Origin of the sequence: Aliagarivorans taiwanensis DSM 22990 (genome assembly GCF_000429505.1) — a bacterium.
In the GTDB taxonomy this organism is placed as follows: Bacteria; Pseudomonadota; Gammaproteobacteria; order Enterobacterales; family Celerinatantimonadaceae; genus Aliagarivorans; species Aliagarivorans taiwanensis.
Map to the genome: position 1 here is coordinate 36,464 of NZ_AUBZ01000005.1, position 18,878 is coordinate 55,341.

The following is an 18,878-nucleotide window of genomic DNA, read 5'->3' on the forward strand; positions in this document are numbered from 1 at the left end:
GGAGCATAGATAATCTCATTCCAAGCTATTGCCGGAGCGGCAAAAACATCCTTTTCGCGAAATCGCTTTTTCTACCCAACAGCTCGATAAACAGGCACTTCGCGCCCTTCATCCCATTTCACGGCCTGAAACTGGTTAAAATCTATAAATGTTTAATACTTAAAGCATTCTGGTTCAATAATTGCTTTATCTAACGAAACCAGCGAATTCACGCGTTTTTGGGAACAAGTATGTTTGATAATAAAACTATATTAATAACCGGCGGTACTGGCTCATTTGGCAAGAAATACACCAAAACCATTTTGGAGAGGTACTCTCCTAAACGCTTGATTATCTATTCGCGAGATGAACTAAAACAATACGAGATGCAGCAAGAGTTTAACGCTCCGTGCATGCGTTATTTTATTGGTGATGTACGCGACCCAGAGCGTATGACACAAGCAATGAATGGCGTTGACTTTGTGATTCACGCTGCGGCCCTAAAGCAGGTGCCAGCGGCTGAATACAACCCGATGGAATGCATCAAAACCAACGTGCACGGTGCAGAAAATGTTATTCGAGCGGCTATCGCGAACAATGTGGAGAAAGTGATCGCTTTGTCCACCGACAAAGCAGCTGCGCCAATCAACCTTTATGGCGCCACCAAGCTGGCTTCAGACAAACTGTTTGTCGCGGCCAATAACATGGTAGGTAAAGGCAAAACCCGTTTTGCCGTTGTTCGCTACGGTAACGTCGTCGGCTCGCGTGGTTCGGTCGTCCCCTTCTTCAAGAAGTTAATCGCCGATGGCACCGACCACATCCCAGTAACGCATGATGAGATGACCCGCTTTTGGATCACTCTGCAGCAAGGTGTCGATTTCGTCCTGAAAAACTTCGCTCGAATGTTCGGTGGTGAGATTTTTATTCCTAAAATTCCGTCGGTACGCATTACCGATCTCGCTAGCGCTTACGCACCTGATCTACCAATCAAAATCATTGGCATTCGCCCGGGCGAGAAGCTCCATGAGATCATGTGCCCTGCAGATGACTCGCACCTGACTCTCGAGTTTGATGACCACTACGTCATTTGCCCAAGCATCAAGTTCCACAACCAGGAACACAACTACTCGCGTAATCTTATTGACGAAATTGGAAAGCCAGTAGCACAAGGGTACGAGTATCACTCAGGCACCAACCCTCACTTCCTCACCGAGGAGGAAATTCTTGACTTTGATCGCTTGGCGGCAGAATGATCCCATACGGAAAGCAGCAAATCAGCCAACAGGACATTGACGCGGTTGTCGATGTCCTTAAATCGGACTTCCTCACTCAGGGGCCGGTCGTCGAGCGTTTTGAGCAAGCACTAGCGGCTAAAGTTGGCGCTCATTATGCGCTGGCTTGTAACTCCGCCACCAGCGCACTGCATATCGCTTGTCTGGCCTTAGATCTAGGACCCGGCGATTGGCTTTGGACCAGCCCAATTACCTTCGTCGCTTCTGCAAACTGCGCGTTGTACTGTGGTGCTCACGTTGACTTTGTCGACATCGACCCTGCAACATTCAACCTTTGCCCCAAGCAGTTGGAGCAAAAGCTAATACTGGCCGAGCAACAACAACGCCTTCCCAAGGTGGTAGTTGCCGTTCACATGAGCGGCCAAAGTTGCGACATGCAAGCGATTCATGCTCTCTCCCTGCGCTTTGGTTTCAAAGTAATAGAAGATGCTAGCCATGCGATTGGCGCGCGCTACAACGGAGAGATGGTCGGGGGCGGGCGTTACAGCGATATCACAGTTTTCAGCTTTCACCCGGTCAAGATCATTACCACCGCCGAAGGGGGTATGACGCTTACCAACGATGCAGAGCTTCAACAAAAGATGCACCTTGCGCGCAGCCATGGTGTGACGCGCGACCAACAACTCATGGAATGTGAGAGCCACGGCCCTTGGTACTATCAGCAAGTCAGTCTCGGTTACAACTACCGAATGACTGAACTTCAGGGCGCGTTAGGCCTTTCACAGTTACCTAAGCTTGGTCAGTGGGTGGAGCAGCGAGATGCCTTGGCCCAGCGCTATGACGAGAAGCTAAAGCACTTGCCACTCATCCTGCCGCATCGTGCTGATAACTGTAAATCAGCTTGGCACTTGTATGTTGTACAGGTTGCCAAAGAGAAGCGTAAGGCGTTGTTTAATGCTCTGCGCGAGAAGGGTGTTGGGGTAAACGTTCACTACATTCCGGTGCACTTGCAGCCTTATTACCAAAAGATGGGATTTGCGGTCGGCAACTACCCCAACGCAGAGCGGTACTATGAAAGTGCGATATCACTACCCTTGCATCCTCAATTGACCGACGCTCAGCAAGATCACGTCATTTCGGTGTTAGAGGAAGCGCTCCATGGCTAACATCGCGATTATACCCGCAAGAGGCGGCAGCAAGCGGATCCCACACAAGAACATTAAACCATTTCTGGGCAAGCCGATCATCGCCTATCCTATCGAAGCGGCCCTACAGAGCGGCTGTTTCGATGCAGTTATTGTGTCTACCGATGACCCAGAGATTGCCGAAGTCGCGCAGCGCCGGGGGGCACAAGTGCCGTTTATGCGCCCAGCAGAGCTCAGCGACGACCACACGCCTACGCTACCGGTTATCCGTCATGCCCTTGAGCACGTTGACCCAGAAGCAAATCGCTACGACTTTGCCTGTTGCATATACTCAGCAGCCCCTTTCGTTACAGCCCGGCAGTTGGCAGAGTCTTTTACAAAGCTAAAGCAAAGCGGGGCAAACTATGTCATGCCAGTCCTTGAGCACAGTGCGCCAATACAACGCGCACTGCAATTAAGTGGCTCGGGCGAGGTATCGATGTTTCACCCTGAGCACCAGAACACCCGCAGTCAGGATTTGGCTAAAGCCTACTTTGATAGTGGGCAGTTCTACTGGGGAACCACACATGCGTTTAGGCATGAGCAAAGCATTTTGAATGGCAACACATCAGCAATAGTGCTGCCCAAAGGTGCCGCTGTTGATATTGATGAACACGAAGACTGGGCGATGGCAGAAGCCTTATATCATTATCGCAACGAGGGGCGTCGGGAATGAGAGTCGCTTTTCGTTGCGACGCATCTGCGGTTATTGGCACTGGCCATGTTATGCGCTGCCTCAACTTAGCCGATAGCATGCGTGCTATCGGATGGCAGGTTAGCTTCTTGTTCTGTGACCATGGCGAAGAGTTGGACCATTTGATCCGCGCTCGCAACTATCCGCTTCATCGCCTTCCCTCACCTTCAGGCGAGGTATCGCCGGAGGACACTCACTCTTGGCTGGGCAGAGCTTCAACCGACGATGCTCAACTATGCAAACAAGCCTTACCATCAACTGTTGATTGGCTGATTGTCGATCATTACGCCATCGATAGTGCCTGGCACAAGGAGATGCGCAGCCACTGCGTTAATCTTGCTGTTATTGACGATCTAGCAAACCGACAGTACGACTGTGATGTGTTAGTTGATCAGGGGCTTTCACGCCAGCCTAGTGAATACCAAGATAAAGTCCCGAATGACTGCCGGTTACTTATTGGTAGCCATTACTGCATACTTGGTGAGAGCTTTCAGCATTTTGCTCGGCAAACTCAGCAACGTCGAAGCGCCCTTACTTCAATCTCTACGCTTCTTATCAACCTTGGCGGTAGCGATAAGCAAAACCTGACATCAGATATCGTCAAGGCACTTGAGTCTAGTAGTTTGAATGACAAGTGCCAGCTAGTCGTGGTGTTGGGTGCGGCAAACCCTAACGTAGCATCAGTGGAACAAAGCTGTAGACGCAGCCGTTTCCAGTACCAGATCCACATCAACACCACCAATATGGCTGAGCTGATGTTCAATGCCGATGCCGCCATTGGCGCTGCCGGCGGTACCGCGTTTGAACGTTGTGCGATGGGCTTACCCAGCATCAACTGCTGTGTTGCAGACAACCAGCAGCAAAATTTAAATAATCTGGCCGAAGCAGGCGCAGCACTCACCCTTGACCTACGTAATGGGCTGCAGGCAAGTGCAGTAGATCGGTTGCTGGTTCAGTTGCTGCAGAAAAGCCAAGACTTGTCCGCGCATGCTAGTAGGCTGTTTGATGCTCGAGGTGCGATACGCATCACCATGGCTTTACCCACCGCGCCAAGCAAACGTCACAAACACGTGTCACTGTGCCTTGCAAGCATCGAAGATGCCGAACTGTTGTATCAATGGCAACTTGACCCTGGTACTCGTCGTTTTGCCATAAATCCACAGCAGCCCAGTTTCCCTGAGCATATCCAATGGCTCAAAGGTGTACTGGCTAACGACAGTCAATACCTATTCATCGCCCATAGTGGCGATGAATCATTAGGGAGTTTGCGGCTAGATAAGCAGCGCAACGGACAGCTAGTCGTATCCATTTACACCTCGCCCCAGCATTACCGGGAAGGTATCGCAACTGCGATATTGAGACTAACTAAGCAGGTGTTTACCCATGTTACTCTCAGTGCAACCATCAAGCCTGAGAACACCGTATCAATCCAACTATTTTCTTCAGCAGGGTTTGTTCAAACAGCACCAACCCAATGGCTATATACTCCAGAGAAAAGACGATGAACCAAACTATAACCATCAATGGTCAGTCAATTGGCAAGAGCCACAAGCCCTACGTAATAGCCGAGCTTTCTGCTAATCATAACGGCAGTCCCGAGAACGCTTTGCGTAGCTTAGAAGTATTTAAAGCCTGCGGTGCCGATGCGGTTAAGATTCAAAGCTATACCGCGGATACTATGACCATTGAAAGTGACCGACCCGAGTTTAAGATTCATGGGGGTCTGTGGGGTGGATACACCCTCTACCAGCTTTATCAAGAAGCCCATACGCCTTTTGAGTGGCATCAAGCTCTGTTTGACAAAGCCGCAGAGCTTGAGCTGACGCTATTCTCCAGTCCCTTTGACGAAAGTGCTGTCGATCTGCTGGAGAGCTTGAACGCACCAGCGTACAAAGTTGCCTCTTTTGAGGCAACCGATCTCCCCCTGATTGCCTATATCGCGAAAACTGGCAAGCCTATGATTATCTCAACAGGGATGGCAAACCTTAAAGAGATCGAAGAAGCCGTTACCTGCGCCCGCGAAAATGGTTGTAATGAACTAGTCCTGCTTCACTGCATTAGCGCCTATCCAGCACCTGTAGAACAAGCAAACTTAGCAACCATTCAAGACTTAGCAACACGTTTCAATTGCGTGGTTGGGCTCTCTGATCACACCCTAGGCACAGCCGTAGCAACCACTTCGGTAGCGCTTGGTGCTGCGGTGATTGAAAAGCATGTAACTCTGGATCGTAACGAGCCAGGCCCCGACTCAGCCTTCTCACTAGAGCCCGCAGAGCTCACAGATTTGTGCGAGCAAACAAGGCAAGCTTGGCTGGCTGTCGGCCAAGTAGACTATACCCGTAAAGAATCAGAAAAAGCTAACCTGCAGTTCCGTCGTTCGGTCTACTTTGTTAAGGCACTCAAAGCCGGCGAACGAATTAGGCAAGAGCATATCCGACGGATCCGCCCAGGCCTTGGACTAGAGCCTAAGTACTTTAATGAGCTGGTTGGCAGAAAGGTTAAGCAAACTATAGAAGCTGGCACGCCATGTGCATGGGAACAGCTAGAACCAATTGAAAAATAAGTAATAAGCGTGCTCATGTCGTGTTGACATGGCGGAGCACTTCAAAGAAATAAACAATTTAGGTACCAAGATGAGTGAATCAATCAACATTACTGAACTGATGAAAGCTACAGCCAAAGATGCCATCGGTTTCGCTGATCAGGAATACAATGTCACCTTAGATTTTTCTGAAGAAAGCGTCTCTTTAGTTCAATCAATAGTGGCAAGCATCGACTCCCTTGCACTAGATGACAACCAGCTATTCACCCTATCATTCATGTTTGGTGCGTATCTAGGTGAAGTTTTTATACAACGTGTAGGCGGAAACTGGCTTTACCTTGAAGAAACAGAAGATGAGCCACCGCAAACCTTCGTCGCTATTGGTGATAGCACTATCGCTTTCCCAGGGAAAGTCTACCAAGCCCTACTGGGTAGCGATGACCAAGCGTTAGATGAGTACTACTGCGAACTGATTCATAGCCACCAAACTGAAGCAAGTTAAGCCAATAAACCAAACTGGCCAAAGAAACCAGTAAGGATGTGACTATGAAGGGCATAATACTAGCTGGCGGTTCCGGTACCCGCTTGTACCCCATTACCCGTGGCGTATCTAAGCAGCTACTTCCGATCTACGACAAGCCAATGATCTATTACCCACTGTCAGTTCTGATGCTTGCGGGGATCCGTGAAATACTTGTCATTACTACCAAAGAAGACTTAATCCACTTCAAACAGGTACTCGGCGATGGTTGTGATTTTGGTATTAACTTGCAATATGCCACACAATCCGAACCAGAAGGTGTAGCTCAAGCTTTTACTATTGGTGAGTCATTTATTGAAGATGACAATGTTGCTCTGATTTTAGGTGACAACTTTTTCTATGGCCAAGGCTTTACCCCTAAACTGACTCGAGCCAGCACACGCAAGGAAGGCGCAACTGTCTTCGGCTACACGGTGAAGGATCCTGAGCGCTTTGGTATCATCAATTTCGATAAAGTAGGCCGAGCCATCTCTATTGAAGAAAAACCAACAAGTCCTCAGTCAAATTGCGCCATCACAGGCCTCTACTTCTATGACAACCGCGTTGTTGAGCTCGCTAAACAAGTAACGCCTTCTGAACGAGGTGAACTAGAAATAAGCTCCATCAATCAAATGTACCTTGAAGCAGGATGTCTTCATGTTGAGCAACTAGGACGCGGCTTTGCTTGGCTTGACACTGGCACCCACGAAAGCATGTTGGAAGCAGCTCAGTTTGTAGAAACAATTGAAAAACGCCAAGGCTACAAAATCGCCTGCCTAGAAGAAATTGCACTTAGAAAGGGCTGGCTGACAAAAGAAAGGATTTCAGAAATCTTAACACCTCTAGAGAAAAGTAGCTATGGACGTTATTTGAACGCGCTCATTGAAAGCGATCTCTAATCTTAGACTTAAAGCCATTGTAGTGGTCAAGTTCAATCGGCCACTACATGAAAAAATATAAACTAGGGGCCCATCTCTTATAACCAAAAGTGATAGAAGTACTCCACAGATTCGACTGAATAGCCAGTTTTCTTGTAAAGATTACACGCAGGTATGTTTGCTCCTTGAGTTACAACCTGGCCGACATTATAACCGTGCGCTATAAACCATTTTAGTGCAGCATTCACTAAGTTAACCCCGAGTTGCTTCCCTCTATATTGAGAGTCTACGGCAAGTAAACCAATGTCTCCTCTGTCACCCTTAGTCCCTAGCGTTACCATTCCAACTACGCACTCTCCTTCACGAATTGCTAACACTTCATCTGCAATCTCTTTACGTAAAGAGCGTATAATCCACTTCTGATATAACTGGTCAAACTTCTCTTGAGGAATGTTTTTATCAACAGAAAAACGAGAGAACTCGCCACTTTGAATCGCTAGAGCTTGAAAATCAATGTTACGCATTGACTGAGAAAATGGTTCCACTATACAGCTAGAAGTAAATTTTCCTTGGTCTACACATGCGAGGTCGATGATAAAGGTAACCTTTTCGGCAGACAGCAGTCCTCCAAACCTACCCAAAAGTTTCGAACCTACTTTCCGGTTAGATGACCAATATACCAAGTCAACATCTTTATCTCTGAGCTTAATTAGGACCTTAGATAATTCCTGGTCAACTAAACCAGGCTCGTTGATACGAGCAACCGATACTCCGAAAAAATCAGTATCCCAATCCAGTTTCTGATATGCCACGAAAGTAGGTACCTCCGACTAATTCTGCATAGAACCTAACTTGCGAAATGTTACTAGATCTAGTGTGCTCAAGGTTAGGAATGCTCTTCGAAAAAAGACATGATCGTACTAACAACTTGACTAACCTCGTCATATGTCATGTTGAAGAAAAGGGGAAGCCTCACAAGAGTTTGACTAGCTTTAGTGGTGAAATTGTCTTGATCGTGAAAAACACCGAACTTCTTGCCTGCAACTGAGCTATGCAGTGGCACATAGTGAAACACCGCTGTTATCCCTTGTTGAAGAAGATGTGCTATGAACCTGTCCCTTAGTTCCTGGTCTCTGAAGCGAAAATGATAGATATGAGCATTATGCTCGCAGTGTGCAGGGATCTCGGGGAGCAAAACTTGCCATTTATCCTTGTACGGCCTAAACGCTTCATCGTAACGGAGCCATATAGCCTTTCTGGTCGCACAGATATAGCTGGCTTCTTGCAATTGCGCCCACAAGTAAGCTGCTTGTAATTCAGATGGTAGGTAACTACTTCCGAGGTCTACCCATGTGTACTTGCCGACCTCTCCTCGAGTAAACTGCGAACGATTAGTCCCTTTTTCCCTTATGATCTCAGCTCGTTCAGCAAGCGATACGTCATTCAATATAAGTAAGCCCCCCTCTCCGCCGCTTGTAATGTTTTTTGTGTCATGAAAGCTATAGCAACCTATATGCCCAAAGGTGCCTAAAGGGCGCTGTATGTAGCGACTTCCTATAGCTTGAGCAGCATCTTCAATAAGGTAAATGCTGTTTCGATCAGCCACCTCCCTAAGCATATCCATTTCACATGAGACTCCAGCATAGTGGACCGCTACAATCGCTTTAGTACGTGAGTTAATGGCGGCTTCTACTTTGCACTCATCTATATTTAGCGTGTCAGGTCGAATGTCAACAAAAACGACTTTAGCTCCTCTCAATACGAACGCATTCGCTGTAGAGACAAATGTAAAGGAGGGCATGATAACCTCGTCACCAGGCTGAAGGTTTATTAACAATGCGGCCATTTCTAGAGCTTGCGTACAGCTCGGCGTTAACAACGCCTTATCGCACCCTAACGAATCTTCAAACCAGCGTTCGCATTTTTTTGAGAATGCACCATCACCCGATAACTTAACGCTTTCTAAAGCCTGTTGGATATACTTAGCTTCTGTGCCGACTTTGGTCGGCTGACAAAATGAAATCAAACTTAACGCCTTGTGAACTTGGTATTACTTAAGTCAACCCAACATCTTTGAGTAGTTTTTCAAACGAGCAGCCGCAGGTAGATACCTGCTGATATTCACTCAAAGCGACTTGTCGTTGCTCTGTATAATACGCTTGGTCACTACTGCACCTTAAAGCAAATCGAATCGCATCATCGAGCGTTTTAAATGAAAACTTATCTTGAACCCACCAGGCAACATCACTGTATCCCCTCGATAATGTTACAATTGGCACACCAGCGCCTAAAGCCATTACAGCGCTCGTTCCACCTCCAGCCCGGTCAGGGTTGAAAAATAAGTCCATCTCTGCGATAACTGAAGACAAATCAGTAACATAAGGTAGATGATGAATCCGCTCCTTGTAATGCAGTCCAAGTGCTTCAAAACGCTCTTTAGGGGGGCCTACAAATACGATGTCAATACTCTCGTCAGATTCAAGCAAAACATAAAGTGCATTCAAACTAGCCTTATCGAGCTCCTCGCATATCCTAGTCCCTACTAATGAGATAAGAAATTTTTCAGCTGGCAAGCCTAACGACTCTCGCCCTAAAGACTTATAGGTAAAAGGCTTAGCGTAACTACGTAATAACTCTATCGAGTCTGGGTGACTAGGTGTTTCCTTTTCAAGGTAAGGGTGAGACATGTTTAGGGGAGTCGAAAATAGAGTTAGAGGAGTACCAGAAGAAGTGGGATACATAACCACGGGGAATGCCCCCCTCGAGTACTTACCAAGTACATCCGCAAACAAATTATTATCGGACACAGATACGACCAACTGGGGATTGTGATTCAATAACAGCTCAATAGCAGAGTAATGCTTGTTTCTATCGGAGACCTGGCTGAATGGGATCTTGTGATGGCGGTAGATGATTTGATTAAACCTAAGTGAGTTAGGAATAAATCTGCATCGAGCTTCATCCATCATATAGTCAATACCTGTATTATCTAACTCAGACAAACTATTGAAGCCACAGCCTCCTACAAATAGAGCATCTTGATTTTCAGGCAAGACAGCCAAATTAACTATAGAAACATCATAACCTAGTTCAATATATTTCATTGCCATGTTAAGACATAAGGATGTAGGCGCATGTTTCAAGCCAATAAACTGATTGGTAACGATGACTATTTTTTGGCTTGTGAGTGTTTGTTTGGCAAAGTCATTTCCAACTAACATGCTAGCCAAGGCACGGCTTGAAGCATGGTGCTGCTCAAACTCCTTAGCGTAACTAGAGAGTGAACTTCGATATGAAGATAAAAGTAACTCATCTCTGTACCTCCGTTCAAACTCATTAGGGTTAACGAAGTATGTCAAACACAACTGCCAATGGATATACCACCGTTGTTCGAAAGGCAATTTAGGATTCTTAGTGTATTCAGCTAAGCTTTCAAATGCTGCTTTCTTGTCGCCGTAAAGCAATAGGATAGATTGAAAGCAAAGATAGAAATCATCATGCTGATGCGCTAACCTTTCGATTTCCGACAACACCATATTGAATAATTTATTAGCATGCTCACTATTAGAGACAGACTGTTCCTCAAGGTGAGAAAAAAAAGCCTGTAAGCGTTTAGCTATGTCCGAGTAACTATGCTGTTCTGTTACGTCAGATAGTACCTCATTGAGTACCTGACTCTGCTTAATCAATCTATACAAAGTTTTTGTCCTGCGGATTTTTTAACAAGTACCGTAAGGCACTGCAGAAATGGATAACACTAAAACGAGGTTCCGGCTAACGGAGCATTTGTTTTATCAAACTCCCCCCAGTGTTCCATGTAAAAGTCCCGAGCATCATCCATATAGTCGCGCCAGACCTTTGCTCCTTGCTCAAATCGCTTCATACACTCCTCCTCATCATCACTGGAGAACGCAAGGCGAGTTAGATAGCTAAGAGTGAACGCGCTCGAACCACGCATTAGATAAAAGTACAATGAATGTTTACCACGTGTTGTCTCCTTTACCTGATGGTTATGCTCATCCATTAGCTCTAATACCGACTCCCACGACTCACAAGGCTCATTCCAAAGCGCGCGAATTGTCTGGTGGTCTGCTTCATAGTCCTCTTTTCGAAAGTGCAAGTCGAATGACTCGGCAACCGATTGAAGGTTGCTGCTATAGGCCTGTTCTTTGAGTCGCTTCTTGAAGCCGTTCTTGTCTATTACACCATTAACCAATAATACACTTTCGAGCTTGAGTGGGTACGTCCCCTCAATAAAGGCACCATTACTGGTGTTGAAACACTCTACGCCGCTTACTTCCGCAAGTGAGCGGCCAATAATTTCGGCGGATAGCTTAAATTCTTGCTTAGTAAAAACTTGATCTTCAAAGTTACCTTTAACCCGAAAACCAACCCCATGGCGTGAATAGTCATAAAGCTCTTCACCACCTTTTTTGTAGTAAGCAGACTGTTGACTATGGTGGAATTTGGGATCGACAAACCCGAGATCGACGCCAAAAAGGTAGACTTGTTTGAAGCCCAGTTTAATAACTGTTGATAATGTACAGTTTGACACCGTAGGAAACGAATAATAAATCCATTGCAGATTAGCGAATTCGGGGGAAATTTGAGAGTAGCAAACGGTGGATGCCTCACCGCTTTTCAAGCCTAGATACGCATCTTTAAATAACGACACCACATTAGGGTGAACGCCACAAACCGACAGCAGAGAAATCTCTTTAAGCCATTGCTTATCAGGCACTTGATTAATCCAAAGCGAGGTCGCATTAGTCTGTTCCACCTCGGCATGGAAATCCGGTTGAATGCCAAACTCATACAAGGCTTTCAGGCTTGTACCACAGGATATGATAATGGCTTTCTCTCTATGCTCGCGTAAGACCTCAATACTTTTGTCTAGCGAAGGGCCATTACCCACAATAAACACCGGTGTTTCTGCAAGCTCTCTTCTTATGGATTCTGGCTTGTCTTCTAACATCAAGCAATGCCCTTGACGCAGCGCTTCCGTTGTGTGGGTAATGTTGAAAAAGCTATGGTCGTAGTATTCGCTAATGTTCAGCAGTATCTTCAGCTGCTCTCTCGTATCATTGATACTGGCGTGCATCTGCTGCGTATGGTAGCTAACAAAAAAATAGGTGTAAGAGAGAATATTAATGCCAGTAGAGAGCAAGCGTCGATGGATATCAGCGTACATATTGCTTCCATCGTCCCCAATGTTTAGGTATAGCCGGCTTTCTTGCTGCTTCGCCTTCTCGAGAACTTGACTCCAATCAGCAACCATTAAGCTGGCACTGAAAAAGTCCCAATTAGGCTCGTATAGGATGAAATTGTCGACACTGTGGTCTAGTAGCAAGCGCTCGACTTGAATACCTATTCCCCCACCATACATAATGAACGAAGGGATTTTTTCCGGCAGGCTTATCGATACTTCGGGAAGCGCAAGTACAAGCTCACGTAGCTTATCAGAGTACTCGTAGTGCAAAAATGGACTTGGCTTCCTGAGCGTGTACCGGGCATCAAGGGTATCCATTCTTGGAGAGCGACTGTAAAACTCAAAATACTGCTCAGTTTCCTGACGCGGGCTATCTTGATAGAGCACCGAACCGGTTTCGACATCAAGAAGATTTAGTTCTCCGCTCACCATTAAAAAAGGTAGCCAACGCTTAGCCTCGTAGTGTTCAAACTCAGACACGATATCTGGAAAGGCTTGCTTCATCGACGCTAAGTTGGCTTTACGACGTGCAAAACACTCTTTCTGAGAACTGTTTAGCTCATCGCTTTGCTCCTCATCAAGCAAATAGCTCCACAGGGGGAGCTCACATTCAAAGCTAAGGTCATCATCGTTTAGCGTTATACGCTGCTGTGCGCACTCTTGCACGCTGATGCCATGAATAACAGTCTGTTGCTCCAGCTGATTAAAAGGAGCGTAATGATAATGGCGGAAAAGATAGGCTGAGGGGGCATTGTCAGCCATCCATCGCTCGATAGCGCGGTTATTAGCTGCGCCCTCAAGCCCTGCAATCAACTCCAATTGGATACCAGATTGCACCAATCGGCGGTGGATTGATGCCCAGTTAGCAACAAAGAGAGAACTATGCATCAGCTCCCAAGAGGGTTCCACTAATAGTATCCGCTTCCAATCCTTCAGCTGCAATAGCTTTTCTATATGTAGGCCTAAACCACATCCTAGCACCACCAATGAATCAGCGTCCTCGGACAACGGCGCTAATTTACTGCTAAGCCCAGGGTATAGGGAATTTATAGTCCCCAATGTCTCTGGCACCAATTCAATAGGTGCTGAGCTAGAGCAGCTGTGCGAGATCATGGGGGCGCGCTGCTGAAAACAGGCAACCTGCTTAGTTACCTGTTTATCCGGGTTTATATGGTATAGCGTACGCCCCCGAGCTATGTTGCTTATATTGATATGCTTAGTTCGCGTAACAATAGGGCTATACTCTGCCAATGTTTGAGCGATAATGTTCTCGGCATAGTCGGGAAACAGCTGCTGAATAATGCGTTGATTTTGATTAAATCTACGCAGCACTACTCTAGACAACGTCGCCTCAGCAGTCTCTTGCTCAGCACTGTCATAAAAGGTTTGGTAATTTAGGTTTTTTAGCATACTAGTTATTCTTATCTTGGTAGCTAAGGTAGATAGATGTCACTTTTCGACCCCGAGCAAGCTCTCCCATTTTCGATGCAACGTCTTCCCGTTGATCTTTGCAGAAGTCGACCAAATCCTGCATCAGCTCAAGGTGTTCTTTGACCAGATTTCGCTCAACAATGGAAAGCACAGGCTTGCCATGCAAGAACTCTTTGAACAATTGGTCATGTTCACTCAGTATATTGTCGATGGCTTCCTGTTCGACCTTGTCTTGAGTAAGCAACTCACGTAAAGACGTGAGCAGGTCGCTTGCGCTGCGGAGCAGCAAAGTCAGTGAAGGGCGAGGCATCGTTAGCCTTGTTTCTCGTTATACGCTTCTTGTTTCGCTGACTCGGGAATTTGCTCCCAAGCGGTTTTGATGGGTAGAAATATTTCTATCGCATCTGATACAGGCTTAGGGTCATTACTAGTAGCCGCTTCAGACAGAAGTTCTAGCACATAGGTGTAAAGGTCATGCAAGTTAGTCGCAATTTCACCGCCTTTTTCATGATCCAAGGTATCACGAAGGTTGGCGATAATTGACGTAGCTTTGGCCAATGGCTTGCCTTTATTAACTAAATCGTTACGCTCGATACATCCTTTAGCAACCGACAGATTCTCCAAGGCCGCTTGCATCAGTAACAAGGTTATCTGGTGAGGATCAGCGGTACTTATTTGATCTTTAATACCCACCTGACGGTACTGGTTAATACCTTTATACATACTCAATTCCTATCGTTTCTTAGTTGCTGGCCATACTATTTGAGCCGGCTTTTATATTTAACCGAGGTTGGCGTAGATCCAACTCATCTGGCTGTTCATTTGTCCCATGGTAACGTCAAAAGCAGTATACTTGGCTCGGAGCGTTCTCTCGTAATCAGCCATTCGATCGTCAAGCGCAATCTGGGCTTTATCGACCCGACGCTGTTCCTGTTTAACGCTGTCTGAGCGTTGCTCCAAGATACCGCCCGTTTGTTCAAACGATTCAACAAACCCGTAAAAGGTATCAACCACTCCCCCTTCACCAGAAAAAACATGCTTGAGAGCTTCTGGATCTTCTTCTAGCCATTTTCTAAGTTCGCGAGTATTTACCTCAAGGCTTTGGTCATTAATGTCTGTGGGGTTATCTTTTTCATCGGTGGGCCATCGTATACCTAGCGCATAAAAAGTTATCACGCGATCAGGCTCTGTTGGGTGCGAGTAACCCACTGTAGCCATGCGCGACAGCGAGTTTTTCATTGAGCGAAACATAGCATCACCACTCAACACCTTACGGTCAGTATTCTCTTCGTCCCTCGCGACTTCTTCTGCACGGCTATATTTGTCAAGTTCAGTAATAACACGGTTATAAGCGTCAACAAATGCTTTAATATTCTCTACCGCAGTACTGTCATCGGCTTTAACCTCCAATTCAGTTGCACTGTCGGTAACGCGATTAACCGTGATATCGATGCCCGAGATCACTTCTCTAAATAGATTGGTATCGCTGGTGGCCTGAATACCGTTCACTTCGATAATGGCATTCGATGCTTCTTTGGTTAACGTCATACTGCCAAGCAAGCCATCAAGCGTAGTATCGCCAGCGCCGGTATTAGATATAGTCAAATTGTTGGCGTTACCTAACTCATCAACACCGGTTTTATCCGAATCAATGACTAACTGTGAACCACCGCCACTGTTGATGATGTTAGCACTCACCCCAAAGTTTCCGGCAGAATTGTTAATCTCTTCTCGTAACTGCCGCAATGTCATACCCGCAGTTACTTCTACGGTAAACGTTTCTTCGTTGTCCCCACTCCCCGCTGAAAATGTAAGTTGGGTATCAACATCACTAACCACAGAAGAGTCACTAGCAAACACCATCGAACTTGACAAGCGCGAGCCTTGAGCGATTTGCTGAACATCAACGTCGTAGGTGCCGTTTGCGGCACGATTGTTCATTGAAACATCATAAGGTCCGTTGTAGCCATTGCTGCTTGATGACGAGCTATCTTGGTTGTCATCATCGTCCTCATCCTCATCCTCATCAGGGATAGCACTGTCAACCCGACTAGCAATTTGTCCATCGACCAATGCCATGCGAGGAAATAGTTTGTCAGCATCCCGAAGCACATCCAACTGCTTACGAAAAGCACTCATAGCTGACTTTACGGCACCAACCGCAGATAAAGTTACATCGAGCGTATCTTTACGCTCGTCCAATCGCGCCTGTTGCGGTACCCGTCTTGCCTCAATCGATACTTCGATTAGGGCTTCTAGATCGAGTCCACTACCAATACCTGCTGCACTGATACCTGACATAGTCTGTTACCTATATTTACACCATTTGATCGACAAACAATCCCGTCGTTTCGCTTATGGCGTCCTGGAAGTTAGCCAGGCGCTGTTGTAGTTCACGAAACTCTTCAGTAGGGATCTCTCGTATTAGTTCATCGGTCGATTTATTAAAAACTGAAGTAAAAAGCTCACCGTTGCGATCATCTACTACAAATTTTACATCGCGTTTTTGCACATCTGGAATCTGATTAAGAGAATCCACAACACTTTTAAGCTGCTCCCGCTGCTCAGCAAGGCTATCTCGCTGCTGCTCTCGAAGTTGTTGTGTCTCTTTTAGTTGCTCTTCGATTTTAGCTTGCGCAGCACCTTCAGCTTGCGGGTTAAGCTGCTCATTCCTCTGCAAATTTTGCGCCGGATTGTCAACTCGGGAACCGCTTTGTGCTGAAGTAGGTGACACCGACCCAGATTGGTAGCTAATAGAACTAGTTAAAGTTGTGACATTACTATCCATTCTAACCCCCCCTAAACGAAAAGAGCCACACCTATCAGTATAAGTGTGGCTGCATACTTAATCTATTTCCCAGCGAACTGTTACACGAGCGCTAGTGCAGCCTGTGGACGTTGATTTGCCTGAGCCAAAATAGAAGTACTGGTTTGTTGTAGGATCTGTGCCTGAGTCAACTTAGCGGTCTCTACTGCAAAGTCAGTATCCTTGATTCGTGAGCGAGCACCGCTAACGTTCTCGGAGATGTTCGACAGGTTACGAATGGTAGATTCAAAACGATTTTGAATCGCACCCAGACCAGCGCGTTCTTCATCTACTAACTTCAGTGCCGCGTCAATATCAGCCATTGCATCGGACGCATCATCAGGCGAAGAAATTGAAATACCGTCTACACCCAAACCACTAGCAGTAATGGTTTGAGTAATAGCAACGTTGATCTTCTCACCCGCGTTTGCCCCTACTAGGAAGTCAGCACTGTATGCTCCATCTAGCAGGTTAGTGCCACCAAAGTTGGTTGTTTCGCCCACACGGGTAATTTCTGCTTTAAGCTGTGATACCTCAGCTTGTAGCGCAATACGGTCATCAGTGTTGTTCACACCGTCTTGTGACTGAACTGCCAGTACCCGCATACGCTGTAGCATGTTGGTCACTTCATCCATTGCACCTTCTGCGGTTTGAGCCACCGAGATACCATCTTGCGCATTCATTACCGCACGGTCCAGACCTTGGATCTGAGATGTCATTCGGTTTGAAATTTGCAAGCCTGCAGCATCATCTTTTGCGCTGTTGATGCGGAAACCAGAGGATAGACGCTGGTAAGCGGTATCGAGGTTGTTGCCAGAGTTAAACAGCTGGCGTTGTGCGTTCAGTGACGACACATTGGTATTGACAACTAATGCCATAATTTGAGCCTCCTAAGATTTACTCACCCTGCTTTGAACCTGTACAGGTTGAGCTAAAAACCATCCTAAGTTGTTGAACCCTTGGCATTGAACCTATGCCAAGACAACTTTTAATGGACCAAAGTTGTAGTAACTTCGTACTCTTTAACGGCATGTGAGTAGAGAGCTTTAGGAAAAATTCGAAAAAAGCGGAAAAAAATTGCCGCTTTTGAGGCTAGGGGGGCAACAACGCTCTGCAGGCAAGGGCTCAGCGAGTATAGCTAACTAGTAATTGGCAGTATGTATTGCCATAATTTAGATGTTTTTCAAGCAGTGAGTTACTTTCACATGTGCCAAAATTCTGTTGTTCATTGTTGGCACACGCTTTGCTTTATATTTAATGCGGCATGAACCACCGCAAAAAAAGGCCAAGTGTGCAACCTACACACTTGACCGAATCGCTCGAAACGATAGGAGATTGAGAGCGAAACTAAAGGCGCAACTTATTTGATTTTGGAATTGAGCCTCCTAAGAGTAAATTGCGCTGATGCAGTCTGAGGACGGTGGATTGAACCCCACCGTCCTTTCTTTTTATTATTAACCTAGTAGAGACAGTGCAGCCTGAGGACGTTGATTTGCTTGAGCCAAAATCGTAGTAGATGTTTGCTGCAGAATCTGGAAGCGAGTCAGCTCTGCGGTCTCTTTTGCAAAATCAGTATCTTTAATACGCGAACGAGCAGCAGTCACATTCTCAGAGATGTTCGACAAGTTGCGAATGGTTGATTCGAAACGGTTTTGAATCGCACCCAAGTTTGCTCGCTCTTCGTCCACGAGCTTCAGCGCGGCGTCAATATCAGCCATCGCATCTGACGCATCATCAGGAGACGAGACAGAGATACCATCTACCGCCAAACCACTCGCGGTAATGGTTTGAGTAATCGCCACATTGATTTTTTCACCAGCATTCGCCCCCACCAAGAAATCGGCGCTGTAGCTACCATCTAATAAATCAATACCACCAAATTTGGTCGTGGTGCCAACACGAGTAATCTCAGCTTTTAACTGTGACACTTCAGCTTGAAGTGCGATTCGGTCATCGGTGTTGTTCACACCATCTTGCGACTGAACCGCCAGTACACGCATACGCTGAAGCATGTTGGTCACTTCGTCCATTGCACCTTCTGCAGTTTGGGCGACCGAAATACCATCTTGCGCATTAAGCACTGCACGATCAAGACCTTGAATTTGAGTGGTCATACGGTTAGAAATTTGCAAACCTGCGGCGTCATCCTTTGCACCGTTAATACGGAAGCCAGAAGATAGACGTTGGAACGCGGTATCCAAGCCGTTGCCTGAGTTGAACAATTGACGCTGTGCGTTGATTGACGACACATTAGTGTTTACATACAAACCCATGATTCTTCTCCTATCGATTTATACCATTAATTGGTTTTATCTAGCTGTCAGTTTTGTATTTTTGTCTGACTTAACTTTATTAACGGCAGCACTTTTGTTTTCTTTAGCACTTTTTATTTACCGTTTAATC

Annotated in this window: 17 protein-coding genes; 7 read left to right on the forward strand and 10 right to left on the reverse strand. The window is 46.3% G+C overall.

Features of this window, described 5'->3' with window-relative positions:
- The first annotated feature begins 230 nt into the window (after window positions 1-230).
- The 7 genes from pseB to rfbA all read left to right on the forward strand — a co-directional run bounded on the left by pseB (window position 231) and on the right by rfbA (window position 7,050).
- A complete protein-coding gene (gene pseB / locus G462_RS0104945; RefSeq protein WP_026958007.1) occupies window positions 231-1,232 on the forward strand; it encodes a UDP-N-acetylglucosamine 4,6-dehydratase (inverting) in 1,002 nt (333 codons plus the stop codon).
- Window positions 1,229-2,377, forward strand: coding sequence for a UDP-4-amino-4,6-dideoxy-N-acetyl-beta-L-altrosamine transaminase (gene pseC, locus G462_RS0104950; protein WP_026958008.1), 1,149 nt, complete (start codon window positions 1,229-1,231; stop codon window positions 2,375-2,377). Before pseB ends, pseC begins: the two co-directional genes overlap by 4 nt.
- Window positions 2,370-3,071 (forward strand): pseudaminic acid cytidylyltransferase, encoded by a 702-nt coding sequence (gene pseF, locus G462_RS0104955; protein WP_026958009.1) that lies wholly within the window; start codon window positions 2,370-2,372, stop codon window positions 3,069-3,071. Before pseC ends, pseF begins: the two co-directional genes overlap by 8 nt.
- Complete coding sequence (gene pseG / locus G462_RS0104960; RefSeq protein ID WP_026958010.1) at window positions 3,068-4,594, forward strand: UDP-2,4-diacetamido-2,4,6-trideoxy-beta-L-altropyranose hydrolase; 1,527 nt, start codon at window positions 3,068-3,070, stop codon at window positions 4,592-4,594. The genes pseF and pseG overlap by 4 nt, the downstream gene beginning before the upstream one ends.
- Window positions 4,591-5,652, forward strand: a complete 1,062-nt coding sequence (gene pseI, locus G462_RS0104965) for a pseudaminic acid synthase (RefSeq protein ID WP_026958011.1) — start codon at window positions 4,591-4,593, stop codon at window positions 5,650-5,652. The genes pseG and pseI overlap by 4 nt, the downstream gene beginning before the upstream one ends.
- A 70-nt stretch (window positions 5,653-5,722) precedes the next feature.
- A complete protein-coding gene (locus G462_RS23795) occupies window positions 5,723-6,133 on the forward strand; it encodes a hypothetical protein (RefSeq protein WP_157378558.1) in 411 nt (136 codons plus the stop codon).
- 44 nt (window positions 6,134-6,177) lie between these two features.
- Window positions 6,178-7,050, forward strand: a complete 873-nt coding sequence (rfbA, locus tag G462_RS0104975; protein ID WP_035476805.1) for a glucose-1-phosphate thymidylyltransferase RfbA — start codon at window positions 6,178-6,180, stop codon at window positions 7,048-7,050.
- Window positions 7,051-7,127: 77 nt separating this feature from the next.
- On the opposite strand, the gene G462_RS0104980 is transcribed toward rfbA, so the two are convergent.
- The 10 genes from G462_RS0104980 to G462_RS0105025 form a co-directional block, all read right to left on the reverse strand.
- Window positions 7,128-7,841: a GNAT family N-acetyltransferase gene (locus tag G462_RS0104980; RefSeq protein WP_026958013.1), complete on the reverse strand. Its 714-nt coding sequence runs from the start codon at window positions 7,839-7,841 to the stop codon at window positions 7,128-7,130.
- Window positions 7,842-7,915: 74 nt separating this feature from the next.
- Entirely contained in the window at window positions 7,916-9,055 is a 1,140-nt protein-coding gene (gene rffA / locus G462_RS0104985; RefSeq protein ID WP_026958014.1) for a dTDP-4-amino-4,6-dideoxygalactose transaminase, read from the reverse strand.
- 28 nt (window positions 9,056-9,083) lie between these two features.
- Window positions 9,084-10,727, reverse strand: a complete 1,644-nt coding sequence (locus G462_RS0104990) for a glycosyltransferase family protein (protein WP_026958015.1) — start codon at window positions 10,725-10,727, stop codon at window positions 9,084-9,086.
- Window positions 10,728-10,786: 59 nt separating this feature from the next.
- Window positions 10,787-13,648 (reverse strand): motility associated factor glycosyltransferase family protein, encoded by a 2,862-nt coding sequence (locus tag G462_RS0104995; protein ID WP_026958016.1) that lies wholly within the window; start codon window positions 13,646-13,648, stop codon window positions 10,787-10,789.
- A 1-nt stretch (window position 13,649) separates the two neighbouring features.
- Window positions 13,650-13,979, reverse strand: a complete 330-nt coding sequence (locus G462_RS0105000) for a hypothetical protein (RefSeq protein WP_026958017.1) — start codon at window positions 13,977-13,979, stop codon at window positions 13,650-13,652.
- Between the two features lie 2 nt (window positions 13,980-13,981).
- On the reverse strand, window positions 13,982-14,392 hold the full coding sequence (gene fliS, locus G462_RS0105005) for a flagellar export chaperone FliS (RefSeq protein ID WP_026958018.1): 411 nt from the start codon (window positions 14,390-14,392) through the stop codon (window positions 13,982-13,984).
- Window positions 14,393-14,449: 57 nt separating this feature from the next.
- Window positions 14,450-15,970: a flagellar filament capping protein FliD gene (fliD, locus tag G462_RS0105010; protein WP_026958019.1), complete on the reverse strand. Its 1,521-nt coding sequence runs from the start codon at window positions 15,968-15,970 to the stop codon at window positions 14,450-14,452.
- 16 nt (window positions 15,971-15,986) lie between these two features.
- Complete coding sequence (locus tag G462_RS21780; RefSeq protein WP_084404936.1) at window positions 15,987-16,457, reverse strand: flagellar protein FlaG; 471 nt, start codon at window positions 16,455-16,457, stop codon at window positions 15,987-15,989.
- A gap of 80 nt (window positions 16,458-16,537) precedes the next feature.
- Window positions 16,538-17,353, reverse strand: coding sequence for a flagellin N-terminal helical domain-containing protein (locus G462_RS0105020; protein ID WP_026958020.1), 816 nt, complete (start codon window positions 17,351-17,353; stop codon window positions 16,538-16,540).
- A gap of 576 nt (window positions 17,354-17,929) precedes the next feature.
- On the reverse strand, window positions 17,930-18,748 hold the full coding sequence (locus G462_RS0105025) for a flagellin N-terminal helical domain-containing protein (RefSeq protein WP_026958021.1): 819 nt from the start codon (window positions 18,746-18,748) through the stop codon (window positions 17,930-17,932).
- Window positions 18,749-18,878: the final 130 nt, after the last annotated feature.

Bases quoted from the DNA above. Each gene is read 5' to 3' on its own strand.
- pseB (WP_026958007.1), top strand. From the start codon at position 231: ATGTTTGATAATAAAACTATATTAATAACCGGCGGTACTGGCTCATTT.
- pseC (WP_026958008.1), top strand. From the start codon at position 1,229: ATGATCCCATACGGAAAGCAGCAAATCAGCCAACAGGACATTGACGCG.
- pseF (WP_026958009.1), top strand. From the start codon at position 2,370: ATGGCTAACATCGCGATTATACCCGCAAGAGGCGGCAGCAAGCGGATC.
- pseG (WP_026958010.1), top strand. From the start codon at position 3,068: ATGAGAGTCGCTTTTCGTTGCGACGCATCTGCGGTTATTGGCACTGGC.
- pseI (WP_026958011.1), top strand. From the start codon at position 4,591: ATGAACCAAACTATAACCATCAATGGTCAGTCAATTGGCAAGAGCCAC.
- G462_RS23795 (WP_157378558.1), top strand. From the start codon at position 5,723: ATGAGTGAATCAATCAACATTACTGAACTGATGAAAGCTACAGCCAAA.
- rfbA (WP_035476805.1), top strand. From the start codon at position 6,178: ATGAAGGGCATAATACTAGCTGGCGGTTCCGGTACCCGCTTGTACCCC.
- G462_RS0104995 (WP_026958016.1), bottom strand. From the start codon at position 13,648: ATGCTAAAAAACCTAAATTACCAAACCTTTTATGACAGTGCTGAGCAA.
- G462_RS0105000 (WP_026958017.1), bottom strand. From the start codon at position 13,979: ATGCCTCGCCCTTCACTGACTTTGCTGCTCCGCAGCGCAAGCGACCTG.
- fliS (WP_026958018.1), bottom strand. From the start codon at position 14,392: ATGTATAAAGGTATTAACCAGTACCGTCAGGTGGGTATTAAAGATCAA.
- fliD (WP_026958019.1), bottom strand. From the start codon at position 15,970: ATGTCAGGTATCAGTGCAGCAGGTATTGGTAGTGGACTCGATCTAGAA.
- G462_RS21780 (WP_084404936.1), bottom strand. From the start codon at position 16,457: ATGGATAGTAATGTCACAACTTTAACTAGTTCTATTAGCTACCAATCT.
- G462_RS0105020 (WP_026958020.1), bottom strand. From the start codon at position 17,353: ATGGCATTAGTTGTCAATACCAATGTGTCGTCACTGAACGCACAACGC.
- G462_RS0105025 (WP_026958021.1), bottom strand. From the start codon at position 18,748: ATGGGTTTGTATGTAAACACTAATGTGTCGTCAATCAACGCACAGCGT.